This window comes from Margalitia sp. FSL K6-0131, from assembly GCF_038008735.1.
Taxonomy (GTDB): Bacteria; Bacillota; Bacilli; order Bacillales; family Bacillaceae_C; genus Margalitia; species Margalitia shackletonii.
In genome coordinates this window covers 4,349,916-4,367,766 of sequence record NZ_JBBOZS010000001.1, presented here as the reverse complement: position 1 = coordinate 4,367,766, position 17,851 = coordinate 4,349,916, and the positions used below count along the sequence as shown (strand labels likewise).

The following is a 17,851-nucleotide window of genomic DNA, read 5'->3' as shown; positions in this document are numbered from 1 at the left end:
AGGTTGCAAACAAATCTTTTTCAAGGAGGATAAAGATGAATACTAAATTATTTCATTCATTAGAAGGGGAAAAGATTTATTTCAAAGCTTTAAGCACAGAGGATGCACAAGAGATACATAGCTATGCATCAGATCCTGAAGTGTCTATATTTATCGGTTGGAATTTAATGAATTCATTGGATGAAACTCGCGAGTACATTGAATTAATGTTAAATCGTGAAGCGGAAGGTACCCATCTGTATGCATCTATTGTTCTAAAATCCACTAATGAAATTATCGGAACAGCCATGATCTTCAATTTTGACAAAGAAGCAAACAAAGCCGAAATCGGTTATATGCTTCACAGAGATCATTGGGGGAAGGGGTATGGGACAGAAATTGTTGCATTGATGACTGATTTTGCATTTCAATCACTTCATCTTCACAAGCTATATGCATATGTAGTGGATGCAAATATTGGTTCAGCTCGTATTCTTGAAAAGAACGGATATGAGTTAGAAGGTAGATTAAAAGATAACTATTTTATAGAAGATAAATATTACGATGCTCTGTTCTTTGGAAAAATTACAAATCAGTAAAAACAAAGGGACAACCATCTTGTTTCTAAATTGACAATTTAGGAATTTATCGATGATAATAACGCTTTAGGTAACAGTTACACCAATTCTGGTAGTGATCCTAATTATCAAGCATTGAAGCAAACGATTAATCAATTATCCACTTCATTAAACCAGATAACACCTCAATGGATACACGAGTAGACTACAGCATATTCTTAATGATGCGCTTTAAGGAATATCCGCATCTCTCACCTAAAGAGGCAATTGTGTTAGCATCTAAGCACACAGGTGGAGTCATTATATCAGCAGTCATCATACTGGGCGGTACCTTTGCGACCCTGATGCCTGCTGGAATAGTACCTTTATCTGAATTGTCTATAGCTGTCATTACTGGTCTGATAGTCCTTTGCTTTGTACTGCTTCCTATCTTTATTCCGGCATTAATTGCACTTCCGGATGCATTGGCAAATGTAATGACTAGAAAAAAAGGAAGAAGTTTTAAAAGTGGCGGAAGAATAATTAGTTTTCTTACCTCAAGGAATAAAATGTCCTTGGGGTTTTTTTATTGCTTTATTGTGCTTGATGTTTCAAACATAAAGGATAAAAAAGTAACGAGTAATTAGATAAACACAGTTTACTTGTGAGGTGGAAAACGGTAAATCGAATCAAATAAATTTCACACTCCAATTCATTGTTATTGCACAGTCTAAAAAAGACTTATCTCTAAGTAACGGGTTCTGTTTTGAAGTACAAAAACATAATTCGCACCTTATTTCACACGTTAAATAACATTGAAAATCGCAGTAAAATAATATTAGAAGAAGAGGCTGGGACATAACTAGCTTCAAATAGTGAGAAAGGTGAATTTGAGGGAACTCAAATTCACCTTTCTCTATTTTTGCGTTTAAATTTTCTATTACCTTAGTTGTTTGGCAGTGAATTTTCTTAAATTCACTGCCATTAACGCAAGGCCCATTTCGTTTTCTACCTTCGATTTTCCTCGTACAGAAAATCGAGCGAAACGCAAATTAGCCTTCAAGAATCCAAAAACTGGTTCCACATCGATTTTGCGTTTTCGATAGATGGCACTCGTTTTCTCTTCTGAAAGCTTCGCTCTTACATATTCTTTTTGCTGTTCCCATTTTTCATTCACCATTAGTTTTCGATTGTTGCCTTCTTTTGCTTTTGTACAGGATGAACGGAATGGGCATCCCGAACAGTCTTCGCACTCGTAGATTTTGAACTTCCGTTGGAAGCCTGTACGGTCATTTCGGACTGAATGATATTGATATTCAAGACGTTTCTGATTAGGGCATGTATAGGTATCTGTTTCTTTATCATACTTCCAGTTGTCGGGATTAAAAGTGTTTTGTTTGTACTTTTTCTTTTGTTCCTTCAAATACATATTATATGTAATAAGTGCTTCTCGTTTTCTTTTCAAAAGGATATCATTAAAGTTTTGTTCACTACCATAACCTGCATCTGCGACAATGTGTTTCGGTAACTCGAAATAATGCTGCTCGATCTCATCTAAAAATGGAATTAACGTACGCGTATCTGTTGGGTTTGAAAATAAACTATAGGCAAGCGCGTATTGGCCCTCCGTTGCGATTTGTACATTGTAACCAGCTTTCAATTGTCCGTTTTGCATATAATCATCTTTCATTCGCATAAATGTCGCATCTGGATCTGTTTTAGAATAGCTATTACGCGTGCCAAAGATTTCAATGTCTTGTTGGTATTTCTGTTTTCGCAGGACAAAATCAATCAACTGTTTTCGCACTTGTTTTGGGTATTTCCGTTCATTTCTTAAAGCTTTTCGTTCTGGAACGTCTGATGATGCTTCTATTTGTTTATCATACTCGGTTACGACATCGTCCACTTTTTGAACCAATTGAGCGAGTTCTTCCAATGATAACTGTTCATCGCTTTCACGTTCCATTTCAGGTATAATTTCATTTTCAAGCAGTTCATTGTATAGCTGGTTTGACTTTTCAATTAAACTTTGATGATATTTCTCAATCGATTTCTTCCAGACAAACGTAAATTTATTCGCATTCGCTTCAATCTTTGTACCATCGATAAAAACCGCTTCTTGATCGATAAGTTTTTCTTCGATCAATTGGCAACGAAATTGGACGAAACATTGGCGAATTAAATCTTTCACTTCTGATTGAACACGGAATCGGTTGATGGTGCGGTAGCTTGGTTGATAACCTTGAGCTAACCACATCATACGGATACTGTCTTTTAATAGGGCTTCCATTTTGCGTCCTGAAAAGATAGATTGCGTGTAAGCACATAAGATAATTTTAAGCATCATGCGTGGATGGTAGGCAGGGCAGCCATTATTTCGCAGAAATGGTTCGAACGCTTCAAGAGGGATGCTTTCAACTAAATGATGGACATGGAAGGCAATATCATTTTTTTGTAATTTTACTTCTAAATCTAAAGGCAAAACTAATTGATTCATGGTATAATTTTTAAACATAAGGATCCTTCTTTCTGTATAATTTTGTTGTGGTGACTTAATTTTATCAGAAGCGGTCCTTATTTTTATTCAAAAAATAATCAAAGCCGGTGAAATTTTACTTGTCGTAAAATTTCACCGGCTTTTTCATCTCAGAGGCGGGTTTTGTCCCAGCCTCTCTTTATATGGGGGTTTGAATTTTTAGAATGTTTTATGGAGATTTGTATTGAACTTGAAACAAGAAGTTGGTGAAGATTTACACTTAACGGAGGTTAATTAAACAAGGAATAATAAATTTATATAAATAATACCTTGTATTATAGAGTACATTGTAATATATTTTATTTATATGGAGGTGTAAATTTTGGAAGTTAATAAAGAGGTTTTAAAAGGGCATATAGATACTTTGATTTTATCCCTTTTACATAAAAAAGATATGTACGGTTATGAGCTAGCTAAATTTGTTAGGGATAAAAGTGAAGAACAATTCGAAATAAAGGAAGGCACACTCTATCTTTCTTTGAAAAGATTGGAAAAAAACGAATGGATTGAATCATATTGGGGTGCTGAACAAGGACCAGGGGGGAGAAGAAAATATTATAAACTTACCTCACTTGGAGAAACGTGTTTTGAAGAAAAACGTTCAGAATGGCGTTTTGTAAAAAAAATAATGGATTCTTTTTTGGAAGGAGGAACCGAAATTGAGACAAATTGATGTATTTATAGATTCAGTTTATCAAAATTTTGACGGAAATAAAGAAGATATAAACGAATTAAAAATAGAAATGAAGAACCATTTATTAGAGGCTGTACACGAATTAAAATTAGAAGGCAAAACAGAAACAGACGCAGTGAAGATTGCGATTGAACGTTTCGGTGGAGAAAAAGAAATTCAAACAGTTATTGGTCAATTATTTGTTGCACAAAAACTATTTGCAAGAAGATTACTCTATTGTGCATTATTTTTTCTTGTTTTGAGCCTCCTTATATTTGGTACCATTATGTCTATTGAAAAAATCAATCAGAATGAACGACATAAAATAAACAATGATATTTCTATGATTTTAAGCGACGTTAACAGTACCATTTCAAAGGAAAAGCAAGATAAAATTAAGTCTTTGATTCAAGGAACAGACCAGGTTTCGAAAGTTGAAATTTACAATATAGAGAATATAGCAGACAGATTTAATTATCCCGGTACAGCAAAACCAGAGTTTAAATACGAAAGAAAAATATGGGCACCAAAAACCCGGTTCATTGACTTAAATCGAGAAGGTAATGGGGATGATAAATGGTTTATCTTTATTACTTATAGGAGTATTGATAATTTAGCAGTTTTATCCCTATTGGGTATTGTTTTTTCTATTCCTTTATTTTTAATATGGGGAATTATAAATGTTTATCATAGAAGGAGTGTCATATTTAAATCGTAAAAGTCGTTGTTGAACGAACGGGTTGCTTTAGTTGAAGATGACATAAATTAGAAAACCGGCTCGAACTAAAATTTGAGTCGGTCTTGTTTGTTAATCCAGATTCAGTTCAGTTGTTTGCCAGTGTTTTTTTTCTATCCACCTAGATATTCTTTTGTGTCCCTTTTATCGTTTGTATATAATGTCTTCCCACTTATATACCTTGTTTGCGATTCCTAAATGTTGTGCCGGAGTCTTTTCCAAATTTCCGATTTTAACGGGTTGACAAAAGTTATAAAAGGTACGGAGAATCGTAATGCTCATTTGTGCATACTTTGGATTGAAGTTACTGTAAATATAGGATTTCCCGTCACCACGAGAAGTCACTAATGGTCTTTCTAATACAGACAGGCACCTTCTTATTTCCTGCAAAAAGGCATTAACGGAGTTGTCGTTAACTTTATCAACAAACTGTGCAAGGATTCGAGTTGGTAAATGTGTCATATCAGTTAAGCAATCGATTATTCTTTTCCCTCTATCTTTCATACCAAGTGGATGTTCAATCGGATTTTTGATGTAACAGTTGTAGGTATCACCATTTGAAGTGAAATTCTCCTTATGGAATTTGTGTGTCTTAAGTTGTTCCTCTAAGAAGTAATATGCTAAAAGCTGTACATCTTTTTCTTCAATACCTTTTAATTTTCCCCATTCCCTTAAGTCTCTAATTGATTGAATATATTCAGTAAACGCGTCAGTTCGTGAAAGAGTCTTATTTACTCTGCAAATAAATAAATAAGCATATTTTTTCTTTATTTCTTCCGTAAAGATACGATTTATAGAAGTAATCAATGAATTATCGTCATCCGTAATAAAACGCCACTTCGGAGAATTAATTATTTGTTTAATTAGCCAGAGGTGTCCCATTGTTGTATAAGTCTGATTAACGTGTAATCCATCAACATATACAAACCTCTTATTGTATTCCTCTAGCTGCCGGAAATACTCTTGCGTTGTTTGAGTATCATTTTGAGTAGGCTTTATTGGATGTATCCCATATTGATTAAAACGAGCATTTTTACTTAAAAAGTCATTTAAATGATCGTCTTTGTAAAATAAGGTATCGTCTAAAATTTGTTGTTTTGTGATTTCCCAATCAAAACCAACATCGGCTCTAAAAACATACCGTGAATGATGTTCACTACTAATCACGACTTGGGTTGGCAATTGTTTTTCCGCTGAAGAAGGCTTGGATTTAATGGATTCGCCCTTTTTTCTAACATTGTTTAATACATACATCATCTTATCTGTATTTACCCATATTTCATCGAACGCCTTCTTCTCAAAAGCTCTCTTTTCTCTGGTCTCTAAGAATTCTAGGCAACATCGATATAACCACTCAAGTTTAGAATAATAAGTACCTCGACCCATCTTTAATAAATGGCAAGTTCTTGATACAGCAACGTGATTAACCAAGTGATCTGCAAATTTAACTAATACATCATTTCTTTGCTGGTGATACCCTGTATTACGTTTCTTATCTGGTAATACATTAGTTAATTTTTTACAAGTTTTACACTGATATCGTTGTGAATTCGAGGTACTGGTTCCCCTTTTGTAAAAGTCTTTTGGATTTGAAAAAGGCGTTGTCTTTAAAGGGCAAGTTTCTTTATGAAAAACATAGTCAGGTTCAATTGGTACAACATTGTTAATTCTGTTTAATCGTTCAATTTCAGTAGCCACTGACCAATTTGACATAGTACGTGTTGTACAATTCAGTGACGGAATTCCACCTGGATCTCGATTATCATTTCCGCAAATGATAACCTTATCAGCATCGTTACCCGACAATTTATACCTCTTAGCTTTTCCTTTGTAATTCATTTGTTCCAAGCCATAATGTTTGCAAAATGGATTCGCACAGTGATTCACTTGTATTGTGTATGTCTTCCCATTTAACTCGAGTTTAACAGGTTGAAAAATTCCTTTACTAAAGCGTGCTCTGAATTGTTTCGGTGACAGTTCATCATATAAACTGTTTCTGTCGTATAATTCATCTTCCGAAAAAGGGCTATCAATCTGCAATAGTGCATCATTTGCAGTGGCCAATCTCTTCATCTTACTCATTAGCTAAACCAAACTCCTTCTTAATTCGGATATTGTTTCTTAAAGAATTAATGTGTTCAATAAATCCTTCATCCTCCAATAAATTTTGAAGGAATTCTTCTAACACTTGGCTATCTGTCAGGCCGGTATAAATTGCATAGTAATTAACGAGTTTACGGGTTTTTTCAGATAGCCTATATTCAATGGGTTCTACTTTAGAGTATTTAGGTTCTATAAATTTCACTGATTTCACTTCCTTTAAAAGTAAATTAACACAACGGTCAATTCGAGTGGAAAAAAGATAATGTATTAGCAGCGTTACAGAACTTTCTGTAACATCCATTTTTTATGTGCGATTTGGTATACCAAATCGCACCCCAATTATTAAAAAATCCATTTATATCAATAAAAAAAGGGTATCCAAATCGTTGCGATTTGATACCCTTTTTCATATACTTTTTAGGATTTTGTACTCGAAAACAGAACCCGTTAATCTCTAAGCCTTTTTTTTTATTTTTTTTACTAAAGCAACCGTAAGTTGTACAAGTTCATTAGACGCTAAAGCGAGTTTGATAAATAAGCGGAGAAATTTCTCTTATTGAGGAAATAACACTGAAAATACCTTAAATAGACGGAAGGATTCCGATTATTGACTCGAAAAATGTGAAAATGGGTGATTTTGCTTTGCTTAATCGGAAAACCTCCGCTTATTTATCCCGAACCGAGTTCTATTCTGCAGTCTAACCGGAAAATTTCCGCTTATTTTAAATATCTCTCACCTCTAAAGTAAACCGTTATAAATAGATACGATTCTTTTTTTGTTTAAACCAATTTTGATGAAAAGGATTGACAAATAAAATGGTAAATTTTATTATATCAATTAATGATATATCCATTATGGATATAAACTAAAAAGTACGGAAGGTGTTTTTTTTTGTCCAGAACAAATTCGATGGAAATGAACCAGTTAACCGATCCGGCTTATTACATTATGCTATCAGTGCTGGAGGCAAAGCATGGATATGCCATTATGAAATATATAGAAGAACTTACAAATGGTGATTTTACGATTGGGCCGGCAACTCTATATACCTTACTGAAGAAACTTCAAAACGCCGGTTTCATTGTCCAGGATGAAACGGACGATGACCGTCGAAAAACATATACAGCAACGGAAAAAGGAAAGGCACTTTTGTGCAGCGAGATTAAAAGGAGAAAGCAAATGGTGGAACATGGTATAGAAGCGTTTAAATCTTTAAAGGGGGCTGGTGAACATGATATGGAAAGATAAACGTTTCATTATTGGAAGAGGGTTAGCCTTTTCCGAAACAAAGGAAATGCAACATCTAAGTAAACTGGCAGAGGAAGGTTGGTTTCTGGAATCTCCAGCATTTTGCGGTTTTGGGTATAAATTATGCAGAGGAGAAAAACAAGAGCTTCAATATTGCATCGATTATCAAAAACTGACAAAAGAAGAAAGTATTGATTATTTTGATATGTTTGCAGCAGCTGGGTGGAATCATGTTATGACAGTAGGGAATGTTATTCACTATTTTACTGCTGCTCCTGGGACGAAACCTATTTATTCCGACCAGACAACTTTATTGGAAAAGTATAAACAAGGGAAAGTGAATTTAGGTTTTACAAGCATTATCTTTGTCTTTCTTACGATTCTCATGAACCTGATGGGGCGATTGGTTGAGATAGAAAAGGTTCAGCAGATATTCCAGGGCTTGTTTCATATTTTCCTTGTAGTCACGATTCCGGTATTGATGACGTACTCTGCTTTCCTATTAAAATTATGGAGATTAAGACAGTCAAATTATCATTACTGAAATCTAGTTTTTAAGAAATAAATAAAGGGGAGAATCAATTAAATGGGGTTAAACATTTATCAATTAAGTAAATCCTTCGGGGAAACAAAAGCAGTTCAAAACTTAAACATTTCCTTAGAGAAAGGGCATGTACTCGGTCTTCTTGGAAGAAATGGTGCAGGAAAAACAACTACTATAAAAATGCTGCTAGGTTTGTTAACGCCAGATCAAGGTGAGATTACATGGGAAGATGGGCGACTTGACCGATCCAAGGTTTCCATCGGCTATCTTCCTGAAGAGCGTGGACTGTATTTAAAAAGTAAAATAAACGAACAACTTCGCTATTTTGGTGAACTTGAAGGAATGAGCCGTAAACAAGCCGATGATGCAATTGACTATTGGCTGGATAAACTTGATATAGCTAAATATAAAACCAAAAAGGCTAGTGAATTATCAAAAGGGAACCAACAAAAAATTCAATTAATCGCAACATTAATGCATAATCCGGAATTGATAATTTTAGATGAACCATTTAGTGGGTTAGATCCTGTGAATGCTAATTTATTGTCTTCCATCATAGAAGAGCAAATCACAGCTGGAAAAACAGTGATCCTGTCCAGTCATCGCATGGAGCAAATTGAAAGTTTTTGTGAACAAATTTGTTTAATGAAAGAGGGAGAGGTCATCGTTAAAGGGCGATTGGATGACATTAAACAAAATTATGGGTATCGCAATCTATCACTATCAAGCAATAAAACTATTGAAACTGCACTTAATGAATGGAATATACCTTTTGAAACAAAACAAGCAGATATCGTTATTAGAGTTAGGAATGATAAAGAAGCAATTCAGCTTTTGAACCGATTCGAAGTTCATTCGATTCCAATTCGTAACTTTAAAATGCTGGAGCCTACATTAAACGAAATCTTTATTGAGAGGGTGGGGTAATATGGGGAAATTTATGACGGTTTTTAAGTTTCACTTGAGAGAGGCCATAACATCAAAGTCTTTTATCATTGGCAATCTAATTACGCTGATTATCATAGTTGGTATTTTCGGCTTTAGCCATTTCTCCTCGAAGGAGTCAAAGGATAAAGTGGCGTTCATCAATTCAACTACCTATCAAACTAATATTAAACAGTTAAACAAAGGATTGGATTCTGTAAAACTTGTTTCTGGGGAAAAAAGTAGTATCGGGAAATTAAAGCAACAAGTGAAAGCTGGAGACCTTGATGGCATTGTGGAAGTAAAAGAAAAGAACGGTTCACCTGCCCTCTCGTATACGTATAAATCTTTTGCTGATCAGGAATTAGTTGCGATTTTAACACAGAAAGTCCAGCATATCGGCATCAATAAAACAATTACAGATTCAAAGGTAGACCCAAATGTTGCAACAAAACTCCTAGCACCAATTCCTGTAGAAAGTATTGCCTTAAAAGATACGACTGGAACGGTTGGAATTGTTTATATTTTTGTGTTCCTAATGTACTTGCTAATCCTTGGCAGAGGTCAAATGATTGCCAATACTATTACCGCGGAGAAAGCTTCTCGTGTTATGGAGATCATGATTCCGAAAGTGAAGCCTATCTACATGATGTATGGAAAAATATTGGTGCAGTTAGTGATCGGATTAGCGGACATTGTTGTGATGATCCTTGGGTTTCTTATTAGTTACTCTTTAGGTTGGTTTAACGGAAAACAATTTTCATTGCTAGGCTTTCATATCGATTTAAGTAATTTAACGCCATTTATCATCGTATGCTTTATTATTTACTTCATATTAGGATTTTTACTGTATGCGATTGGCTATGCCGCAGTTGGAGCGGTTGTAAGCAGAACGGAAGACTTAAGCTCGGTTTCTTTCCCGATTATTTTATGTATTATGGCAGCTTTTTTTGTCGGAATGACGTCCATCTTTTCTCCGGAATCGACACTTGTTACTGTATGTTCCTACATTCCGATTACATCACCGATTGTAACATTTTCAAGAATATTATCAGGTGAAGCAGGCTACATGGAGATGGGCATTACCATTGTAATTCTTTTAGCCAGCATTGCACTCCTTAACTACGCAGCAAATCGAATTTACTTGAATGGGGTTATGAATTACAGTGGAAAAGTAAAATTTAAGGATGTTGTCCAAATGGCGCAAAAACATTAGATGAAAGTGCTTGACCCCCGGTGCGTAAATACTTTTATTACCGGGAACCAAGCACTTTTTTTAGTTTTTTATGAAAAATTTTGGATGTTATTAAAACTATTAGTCTATCTTTTACGAATATATAACTGAGAGGATAAATCTACTAGGATGAGGATCAGAGATATGAGTAATGAAGGGAAATGGATAAAACAGATTCAAAAGAAATTGGATGAGAGTGCCTCCAATAATCTAGTTGCATTGATAATTTGAGGTAAATTACATCAGAAATTAACAGAGAATAAACTTCACCGAGATTTGGACCGTGTCATTATGTCGCCTTTCATGAACTTTCAATTCTGAAAATGATATATAATAAAAGAAAAGACAAAGGGAGAGTAACTATTATAACGTACTATATCATAGGGGTGGTACTCTTAATCGTAAAGTGTGGTGGAGAACAGTGAAAACTTTCTTAAAGCGTTTATCACAACGAAGAGATCAATTAAGTCAATTAGAGAAACAAGTTTTGGACTATATTTTAGTCAATCCCAATCGTGTCGTTCAGTCCAATGTAAATGAGCTTGCAAAAGAATTGTTTGTTTCTACTGCAACAATTAGTAGAACCTGTAAGCAATTAGGTTACGATGGTTTTCAAGATTTAAAATATACATTGAGTAGATATGTAGAACAGGATACAGAAGATGAAAATTATGTTGCGTCCAATTCGTTATTAACTCATATAGACCGTGTGAGAAAGGAAATGGAGCAAACACTGAATCATCTAAGTGAAGAAAAAATACAAAGAGCGTCAGTTTTAATAAAAGAAAGTCGATTTGTTGAGTTTTTTGGAGTGGGAGCTTCACTTCCAGTTTGTGTCGAGGCTGCTAGAAAGCTCACCTTTTCAGGACGAATTTCCAGTGCACGCGAGGATTGGGATGAGCTCAGAAGTGTGGCCCATGCCTTATCCTCCAATGATTTAGCTATTTTAGTATCCTACAGTGGTGAAACCTTACATATCCTCGAGTATGCAAATATTTTAAAAGAGCGAAACGTAAAAACCATTGCTGTGGTAGGAAGACAAAATAGTAGGTTACAACAAGAAGTAGATCTTACCTTTCATGCATTCATTGCAAATGGATATTATGGAGAGTTAGATATGAGTTCTAGATTTCCATTAAGTATTATCTTGGATTTTATTATTTTGGCCTATATGCAACAATAGTAGAAAAGAGGTTCTGGTTAAACTAGAACCTCTTTTTTTCTGGAAATCAGGGTGGAAATCTCGAATTACTTGGTTATGAATGTAAGCACGGTACAAAAAATGTAGGCGTATACAATAAGTATGAAAGCGATTGCTCCTGCATTTTAATCAAGTTATGCTATTCCTATAAGTTGATAGAATACGAACAGACAAGAATACGATGGAAATGATACGTTCCACTTTCTAGATAGTTAATCATGAATGTGGTGCATACGGGAATGAATCAATAGAAGACAACCCACATTTCCATAAAAAAGGAGAGTAGAACGGCATGAATAAGAAAAGCAAGAAATCACATTTTTGGGAGTTTTTTCAAGGATTGGGGAAAACTTTTATGCTCCCAGTAGCGTTATTAGCATTCATGGGCTTACTTTTAGGAATTGGAAGTGCTTTTACAAGTCCCTCAACGATTGAAGTTATCCCCTTTTTAGGAAATCCTGTTTTACAAATTATCTTTAGTTTTATGTCTACTATTGGTGGCTTTGCCTTTACCTATTTACCTGTAATGTTCGCAATAGCTATTCCGCTGGGACTTGTCAGATTTGAAAAAGGTGTGGCTGCCTTTTCTGGATTTGTTGGTTATGTAGTTATGCAATTATCAATTAATTTTTATTTAACACAAACGCATCAACTTGCTCCAGCGGATAAATTACGTGAGGCTGGACAAGGAATGGTCATGGGGATTCAAACCTTAGAAATGGGTGTCCTTGGTGGTATTATTGTTGGGATTATTGTTTATCTATTGCATAATAAATTTTACGACATTCAGTTACCAGATGCTTTCGCCTTCTTTGGTGGAGCACGATTCGTCCCGATTATTTCTGCGATCACCCTATCGATTGTGGGGATTCTCATACCTATAATTTGGCCAATTTTTGCATTAGCAATAGCTGGAATTGGAACAATCATTCAAAAATCGGGCGCATTTGGCCCCTTCCTGTTCGGTGCCGGAGAGCGATTGTTACTACCATTCGGGTTACACCATATTCTTGTTGCCATGATTCGTTTTACACAAGCGGGAGGAACACAAGTGGTAGATGGTCAAACCGTATCCGGTGCATTGAATATATTCTACGCACAATTAAAAAGTGGGGGGCAAATTAGCCCTTCCGTAACAGCCTTTTTATCGCAAGGTAAAATGCCATCGTTTATGTTTGGATTACCCGCAGTTGCATTAGCAATCTATCATACAGCACGACCTGAAAATCGTAAGAAAATAAAGGGTCTCTTAATTTCTGGTGTAATTGCTTCTGCTGTAACTGGAATTACCGAACCGATAGAGTTTCTATTTTTGTTTATATCTCCAGTGTTATACGGAATCCATGTTGTATTGACAGGATTAGGTTTTATGGTGATGTCTTTACTTGGAGTCACGATTGGAAATACAGATGGAGGTGTGTTAGACTTTATCATCTTTGGGGTTCTACAAGGAGCCTATACAAAATGGTATCTTGTTCTTCTAGTAGGGGTGATCTGGTTTGCCATCTACTACAGTGTTTTCCGGTTTGCAATTACCAAATTTAATTTGAAAACACCTGGACGTGAAAAAATTGCTGAAGATATCGGTGAGGGAGAAATCGCCTACAAGAAAAAAGGAAAATATGATGTGGAAAGAATTTTAGGCGCAATAGGCGGAAAAGAAAATATCGAATCATTAGATAACTGTGTTACACGCCTACGTCTTGTTGTGGATGATATGAGTAAGGTAAATCAACCTGTCTTAAAAGAGTGCGGAGCCCTTGGAGTAGTTGTACTTGATGAACACAATGTACAAGTCATTATTGGAACGCAGGTAGCTTCTGTTAAAACTCAATTAGACAAATTGGTATTATAAAGAAGGTTTGAATAACATGAAATATATATTTGATGAAGTAGTAAATCGGCTAGATACCTATTGTACGCAATGGGATTATATTGAGGATCGATTTGGAGAAAAGGATCTTTTACCATTCTCGATATCAGATACGGATTTTCTCTGCCCCCCCGAAATACTTTCAGCATTAAAGAAACGTATTGAACATGGAATCTTTGGATATACAAGGTGGAATCATAAGGAGTTTAAGGGTGCCATTCAACAATGGTATCGAAACAGATTTTCTACATCGATTCACGATAATTGGATTGTCTATAGTCCAACAGTTATTTATACTGTTTCAAAGCTTATTGAACAGTTATCAGAAGAGGGAGATCATGTTGTTATCCATACTCCTGCATATGATGCTTTTTATAAAGTGGTAATGGATAATAACCGTGTTTTTTCAGAAAGTAAGCTACTATATGAAAATCACGCCTACTCTATTGATTTTGAGGATTTAGAGGAAAAGCTGGCACATCCTCGTTCCAAAGTTTTTCTATTATGCAGTCCTCATAATCCGACCGGGCGTGTTTGGACGAAAGCAGAATTGAAAGAAATGATTACTCTATGTAAAAAACATCAGGTCTATGTGATTTCGGATGAAATTCATATGGATATTGTTCGCAAACCTCATGTGCATGTTCCGATAGTGAAGGTTGCAGAAGATCTAGATTTTGTATGCATTTGCACGTCAGCTAGTAAAACATTTAATGTTCCAGGATTAGGAGGATCGTATGCGATTATTCCAAATCAAAATATAAAGGAGAAGTTCTTAATTACCTTAAAGAACAAAGATGGACTTTCTTCAACAAGTACTTTAGGTGCTATTGCATTGATGACTGCTTATCAGGAAAATAGTCAATGGGTGGATGAAATGAATCAATATATTGAAAAAAACATGGAATTGATAAAGGAATTCCTAGATAGGTATATCCCTGCAGCACATTTAAAGATTCCAGAATCTACCTACTTAGCGTGGATTGACATTTCCCAGCTCCCCTATACTGATGAACAACTACAAGATGCACTGATTCACCATGGTAAAGTAGCGATTATGCCGGGGGAAGTATACGGAACAGAAGGGAAAGGTTTCCTGCGAATGAATGTAGGCTGTCCATCATCAAAGGTTATCGACGGACTCCAACGATTCAAAATGGCAATTGATTTTCTTGGGTAAAATAAAGCATGTTGAAGCAAGGGGACAATTCTCTTGCTTCTTTTGTGATATCTGGGGGAGAAATTTCGTAAAATAGTGAGATCCATGTTTAATGGTGACGAGATGATTCCGGTAAAAAAAATAGCAGCTAGTCCTACAGAAAACTGGCCAAAAAAATATTCATAAATCCCTAGAAAATATAGAAACCAGCCGGTTAGCGTTGAAACCATAATAGAGATTTTTCTACTCATCCCTTGTTGTTTATTCTTCCATAGAAAATGTCCAATAACAGGCACACATGCTGTGAAAAATGAACCAAATAAAAAATAAGTCAAGTTTGGAAAAGGAACTTTGAGTTTAAAAAAGGTTGTCAGTAATATGAAGGATATTTTTCAAGCGGAACTTTTCAAACATTCAGTTTTCTTGTACAATGTAAATATTAGTTTCGGAATACGAAATATTTTTCGGTAGCCAATTTGAAAAGGGGTATGTATATGACAGCTGTAAAAAACAAAACGTTGACTCGTTCTGAGGTTCCTTTGGAAAAAACCTGGGACTTGAGTGATTTATTTAAAACGGATGAGGATTGGAAAAAGGAATTAGAATCGATAGAAAACGATATCCACACAGTTACTCGATACAAAGGACGTCTTGCAGAAAATGCAAAAACTTTATTAGATTGTCTGCTTGCTAGAGATTCGTTATTAGAGCGGATGGTTCGTGTGATGACTTTTGCCAGCTTGCGTCAATCAGCAGATGGAACTGATTCTATGAATCAAGCAAATGCTGCACTTGCTGCCTCGATGTCTTCTAACGTTAGTGCAAGTATGTCATTCATTAATTCAGAAATTCTTGCAATATCGGAAGAAACGATAAAAGAGTATATAGAGCAAGAGGAAGGGTTAAAGGAATTTACCAAAACATTAATGGATTTATTGGAATTAAAAGACCATATGTTATCTCCTGATACGGAGGAAGTTTTAGCTGCTTTTGGAGAAGTATTGGATTCCCCGTATATGATTTATGAAAGAAGCAAAACATCTGATATGAAGTTCTCCTCCTTTAAGACAGATACTGGAGAGGAATACCCTTTAACTTTTAATTCTTACCCAAAATTTGAGGAATCATCTAATACAGAGCTCCGCAGAAAAGCATATGAGTCTTTTGTGAATACCCTTAATCAATACAAAAATACATATGCAGCTACGTATGCAACTGAGATAAAGAGACAAGTAATTGAAGCGAGATTGCGTAAATATGAATCCGTTACAGATATGCTATTGCATAGTCAACAAGTGACAAAAGAAATGTATCACAATCAATTAAATACGATACTAGAAGAACTTGCACCGCATATGCGCCGTTTCGCAAAGTTAAAACAGCGAGTATTAGGCTTGGATAAATTTTATTATAGTGATTTAAAAGCACCGCTTGATCCGGAATATGACCCTGAAATTACCTATGAAGAAGCATCTAAGCTCGTATTGGAAGCATTGGAAGTAATGGGGCCAGAATATATAGAAATTATGGAGCAGGGCTTGCGGAATCGCTGGGTTGATCGTGCAGACAATGTGGGAAAAAGATCCGGAGCATTTTGCTCAAGTCCTTACGGGGCACATCCATATATTATGATGACTTGGAGCAATTCCATGCGAAACGTGTTTACTCTCGCCCATGAATTAGGTCATGCTGGTCACTTCGTATTGGCTGGTCGAAACCAAACGATTTCCAATACTCGTCCTTCCAGATACTTTGTGGAAGCACCATCGACAATGAATGAAATGCTATTAAGCAAACATATTTTAAAACAGTCTGATGATGAAAATATGCGTCGTTGGGTTATTCTTCAATCATTAGGTACTTACTATCATAATTTCGTAACTCATTTACTAGAAGGAGAACTGCAACGCCGAGTGTATGATTTAGCTGAAAAAGGAACTCCGATAACAGCGAAAATTCTCTGCGAACAGAATCTAGAACTGTTAGCAAATTTCTGGGGAGATAGTGTCGAACTGGATGAAGGTGCAGGATTAACTTGGATGCGTCAGCCACATTATTATATGGGTCTATATCCATATACGTATTCAGCTGGTTTAACGGCATCTACTGCTGCAGCACAAATGATAGAGGAAGAAGGTCAGCCTGCAGTGGATCGTTGGATTTCCGTATTAAAAGCCGGTGGAACATTAAAACCGCTGGAGCTGATGAAATTAGCAAATGTGGATATGTCCACACCTGATCCGATTCGAAAAGCTGTCGCATATGTTGGATCTTTAATTGATGAATTGGAAAGAGCATTCTAATTGTATAAATCCAAGGAACATTTTCTAGTTTGGTGTTCGTTTTATAAAAAATATTGATAATATAAAGTTAGATTAAAATCCTGTTTTTGCAGGATTTTTTTTGTAACTATAGGGGGAGTATAGCTTCATAATGTGGACCAGTTTTACTTCGCAATTGCACCATGATGTGAAATTAATAGTGATAAATGTAGATGGATATTTTCTAATTCATATAGAGAAATTTTCTACCAATAAAAAGCATGTTTGAAATTTTCAAAATCAGCTTTTTTAACACCTATGAAAATAGCTAACTCCTAAGATTTTTACGCTCTCGTTTTTCTATGCTTTCTCTCTTTTTAGGATGAGGATTCCTCGTATAATTGCAAGTATTCCATTAATTATGGCACAAATAAGAATTATATAAGTAGTTGGTGCAATTTTTCCATCACCAATTGGACCAACTTTTGGAACAAAGAAAGTATAATAGCTACATCCTAGAGCAAATAATATAAGCGCGCTGCCAAGGATAATTAAAGCTTTTGCTTGCAAATATTTTCCCCCGTTCTTTAAAATTATTATTAATAATACTTACTCTATTACAAATTTTCTATTCAAAAAGTTTCAACTTACTCAGTTATTTCCTTAAAAAGTTCAGTATCTTGGATGTATAAACAAATAAAGGAACCTAAAATACTGCGTGTTAGAAGAAAATGCATAATAATAGATTCACATTTGATATACATTGCGAAGATACTGCAATTAACCCCGTTCTTGCACCAAAGGGGCAGGTTACAGAAGGAT

General features: G+C 35.4%; 16 protein-coding genes. 12 read left to right on the top strand and 4 right to left on the bottom strand.

The annotated features are described in order from the left end of the window. Positions 1-35 precede the first annotated feature (35 nt). Both NSQ59_RS21385 and NSQ59_RS21380 read left to right on the top strand, forming a co-directional pair. Positions 36-578, top strand: coding sequence for a GNAT family N-acetyltransferase (locus NSQ59_RS21385; protein WP_055742083.1), 543 nt, complete (start codon positions 36-38; stop codon positions 576-578). A gap of 167 nt (positions 579-745) precedes the next feature. Beyond that, positions 746-1,183 (top strand): MMPL family transporter, encoded by a 438-nt coding sequence (locus NSQ59_RS21380; RefSeq protein WP_340832695.1) that lies wholly within the window; start codon positions 746-748, stop codon positions 1,181-1,183. Positions 1,184-1,476: 293 nt separating this feature from the next. On the opposite strand, the gene NSQ59_RS21375 is transcribed toward NSQ59_RS21380, so the two are convergent. Further along, complete coding sequence (locus NSQ59_RS21375) at positions 1,477-3,051, bottom strand: IS1182 family transposase (RefSeq protein ID WP_055741904.1); 1,575 nt, start codon at positions 3,049-3,051, stop codon at positions 1,477-1,479. Positions 3,052-3,394: 343 nt separating this feature from the next. On the opposite strand from NSQ59_RS21375, the gene NSQ59_RS21370 reads away from it, so the two are divergent. Both NSQ59_RS21370 and NSQ59_RS21365 read left to right on the top strand, forming a co-directional pair. Next, complete coding sequence (locus NSQ59_RS21370) at positions 3,395-3,745, top strand: PadR family transcriptional regulator (RefSeq protein WP_055742081.1); 351 nt, start codon at positions 3,395-3,397, stop codon at positions 3,743-3,745. Continuing rightward, on the top strand, positions 3,732-4,463 hold the full coding sequence (locus NSQ59_RS21365) for a permease prefix domain 1-containing protein (RefSeq protein WP_055742080.1): 732 nt from the start codon (positions 3,732-3,734) through the stop codon (positions 4,461-4,463). The genes NSQ59_RS21370 and NSQ59_RS21365 overlap by 14 nt, the downstream gene beginning before the upstream one ends. Positions 4,464-4,625: 162 nt before the next feature. Here the strand turns inward: NSQ59_RS21365 and NSQ59_RS21360 are convergent, their stop codons facing one another. Both NSQ59_RS21360 and NSQ59_RS21355 read right to left on the bottom strand, forming a co-directional pair. Continuing rightward, entirely contained in the window at positions 4,626-6,563 is a 1,938-nt protein-coding gene (locus NSQ59_RS21360) for a hypothetical protein (RefSeq protein WP_055742079.1), read from the bottom strand. Beyond that, the gene (locus tag NSQ59_RS21355; protein ID WP_152982454.1) at positions 6,556-6,786 is read right to left on the bottom strand and encodes a hypothetical protein; all 231 of its coding nucleotides are present in this window, start codon (positions 6,784-6,786) and stop codon (positions 6,556-6,558) included. Before NSQ59_RS21355 ends, NSQ59_RS21360 begins: the two co-directional genes overlap by 8 nt. Before the next feature lie 690 nt (positions 6,787-7,476). Here NSQ59_RS21355 and NSQ59_RS21350 point away from each other — a divergent pair. The 8 genes from NSQ59_RS21350 (at position 7,477) to pepF (ending at position 17,071) form a co-directional block, all read left to right on the top strand. Continuing rightward, complete coding sequence (locus NSQ59_RS21350; protein WP_055742077.1) at positions 7,477-7,833, top strand: PadR family transcriptional regulator; 357 nt, start codon at positions 7,477-7,479, stop codon at positions 7,831-7,833. After that, positions 7,817-8,377: a DUF2812 domain-containing protein gene (locus NSQ59_RS21345; RefSeq protein WP_055742076.1), complete on the top strand. Its 561-nt coding sequence runs from the start codon at positions 7,817-7,819 to the stop codon at positions 8,375-8,377. Before NSQ59_RS21350 ends, NSQ59_RS21345 begins: the two co-directional genes overlap by 17 nt. Positions 8,378-8,419: 42 nt before the next feature. Continuing rightward, complete coding sequence (locus NSQ59_RS21340) at positions 8,420-9,304, top strand: ABC transporter ATP-binding protein (protein ID WP_055742075.1); 885 nt, start codon at positions 8,420-8,422, stop codon at positions 9,302-9,304. A 1-nt stretch (position 9,305) separates the two neighbouring features. Next, positions 9,306-10,517: an ABC transporter permease gene (locus NSQ59_RS21335; RefSeq protein ID WP_055742074.1), complete on the top strand. Its 1,212-nt coding sequence runs from the start codon at positions 9,306-9,308 to the stop codon at positions 10,515-10,517. Between the two features lie 439 nt (positions 10,518-10,956). Continuing rightward, positions 10,957-11,718, top strand: coding sequence for a MurR/RpiR family transcriptional regulator (locus NSQ59_RS21330; RefSeq protein WP_055742073.1), 762 nt, complete (start codon positions 10,957-10,959; stop codon positions 11,716-11,718). Between the two features lie 310 nt (positions 11,719-12,028). Beyond that, positions 12,029-13,591 carry a maltose/glucose-specific PTS transporter subunit IIBC gene (malX, locus tag NSQ59_RS21325; RefSeq protein WP_055742072.1) on the top strand — a complete coding sequence of 521 codons (1,563 nt, stop codon included), beginning with the start codon at positions 12,029-12,031 and terminating at the stop codon, positions 13,589-13,591. A gap of 16 nt (positions 13,592-13,607) precedes the next feature. Continuing rightward, on the top strand, positions 13,608-14,789 hold the full coding sequence (locus NSQ59_RS21320; protein ID WP_055742071.1) for a MalY/PatB family protein: 1,182 nt from the start codon (positions 13,608-13,610) through the stop codon (positions 14,787-14,789). Between the two features lie 473 nt (positions 14,790-15,262). Beyond that, the gene (gene pepF / locus NSQ59_RS21315) at positions 15,263-17,071 is read left to right on the top strand and encodes an oligoendopeptidase F (protein ID WP_055742070.1); all 1,809 of its coding nucleotides are present in this window, start codon (positions 15,263-15,265) and stop codon (positions 17,069-17,071) included. Between the two features lie 318 nt (positions 17,072-17,389). Here pepF and NSQ59_RS21310 read toward each other — a convergent pair whose 3' ends face one another. Further along, on the bottom strand, positions 17,390-17,599 hold the full coding sequence (locus NSQ59_RS21310) for a hypothetical protein (RefSeq protein ID WP_055742069.1): 210 nt from the start codon (positions 17,597-17,599) through the stop codon (positions 17,390-17,392). Between the last annotated feature and the right edge of the window lie 252 nt (positions 17,600-17,851).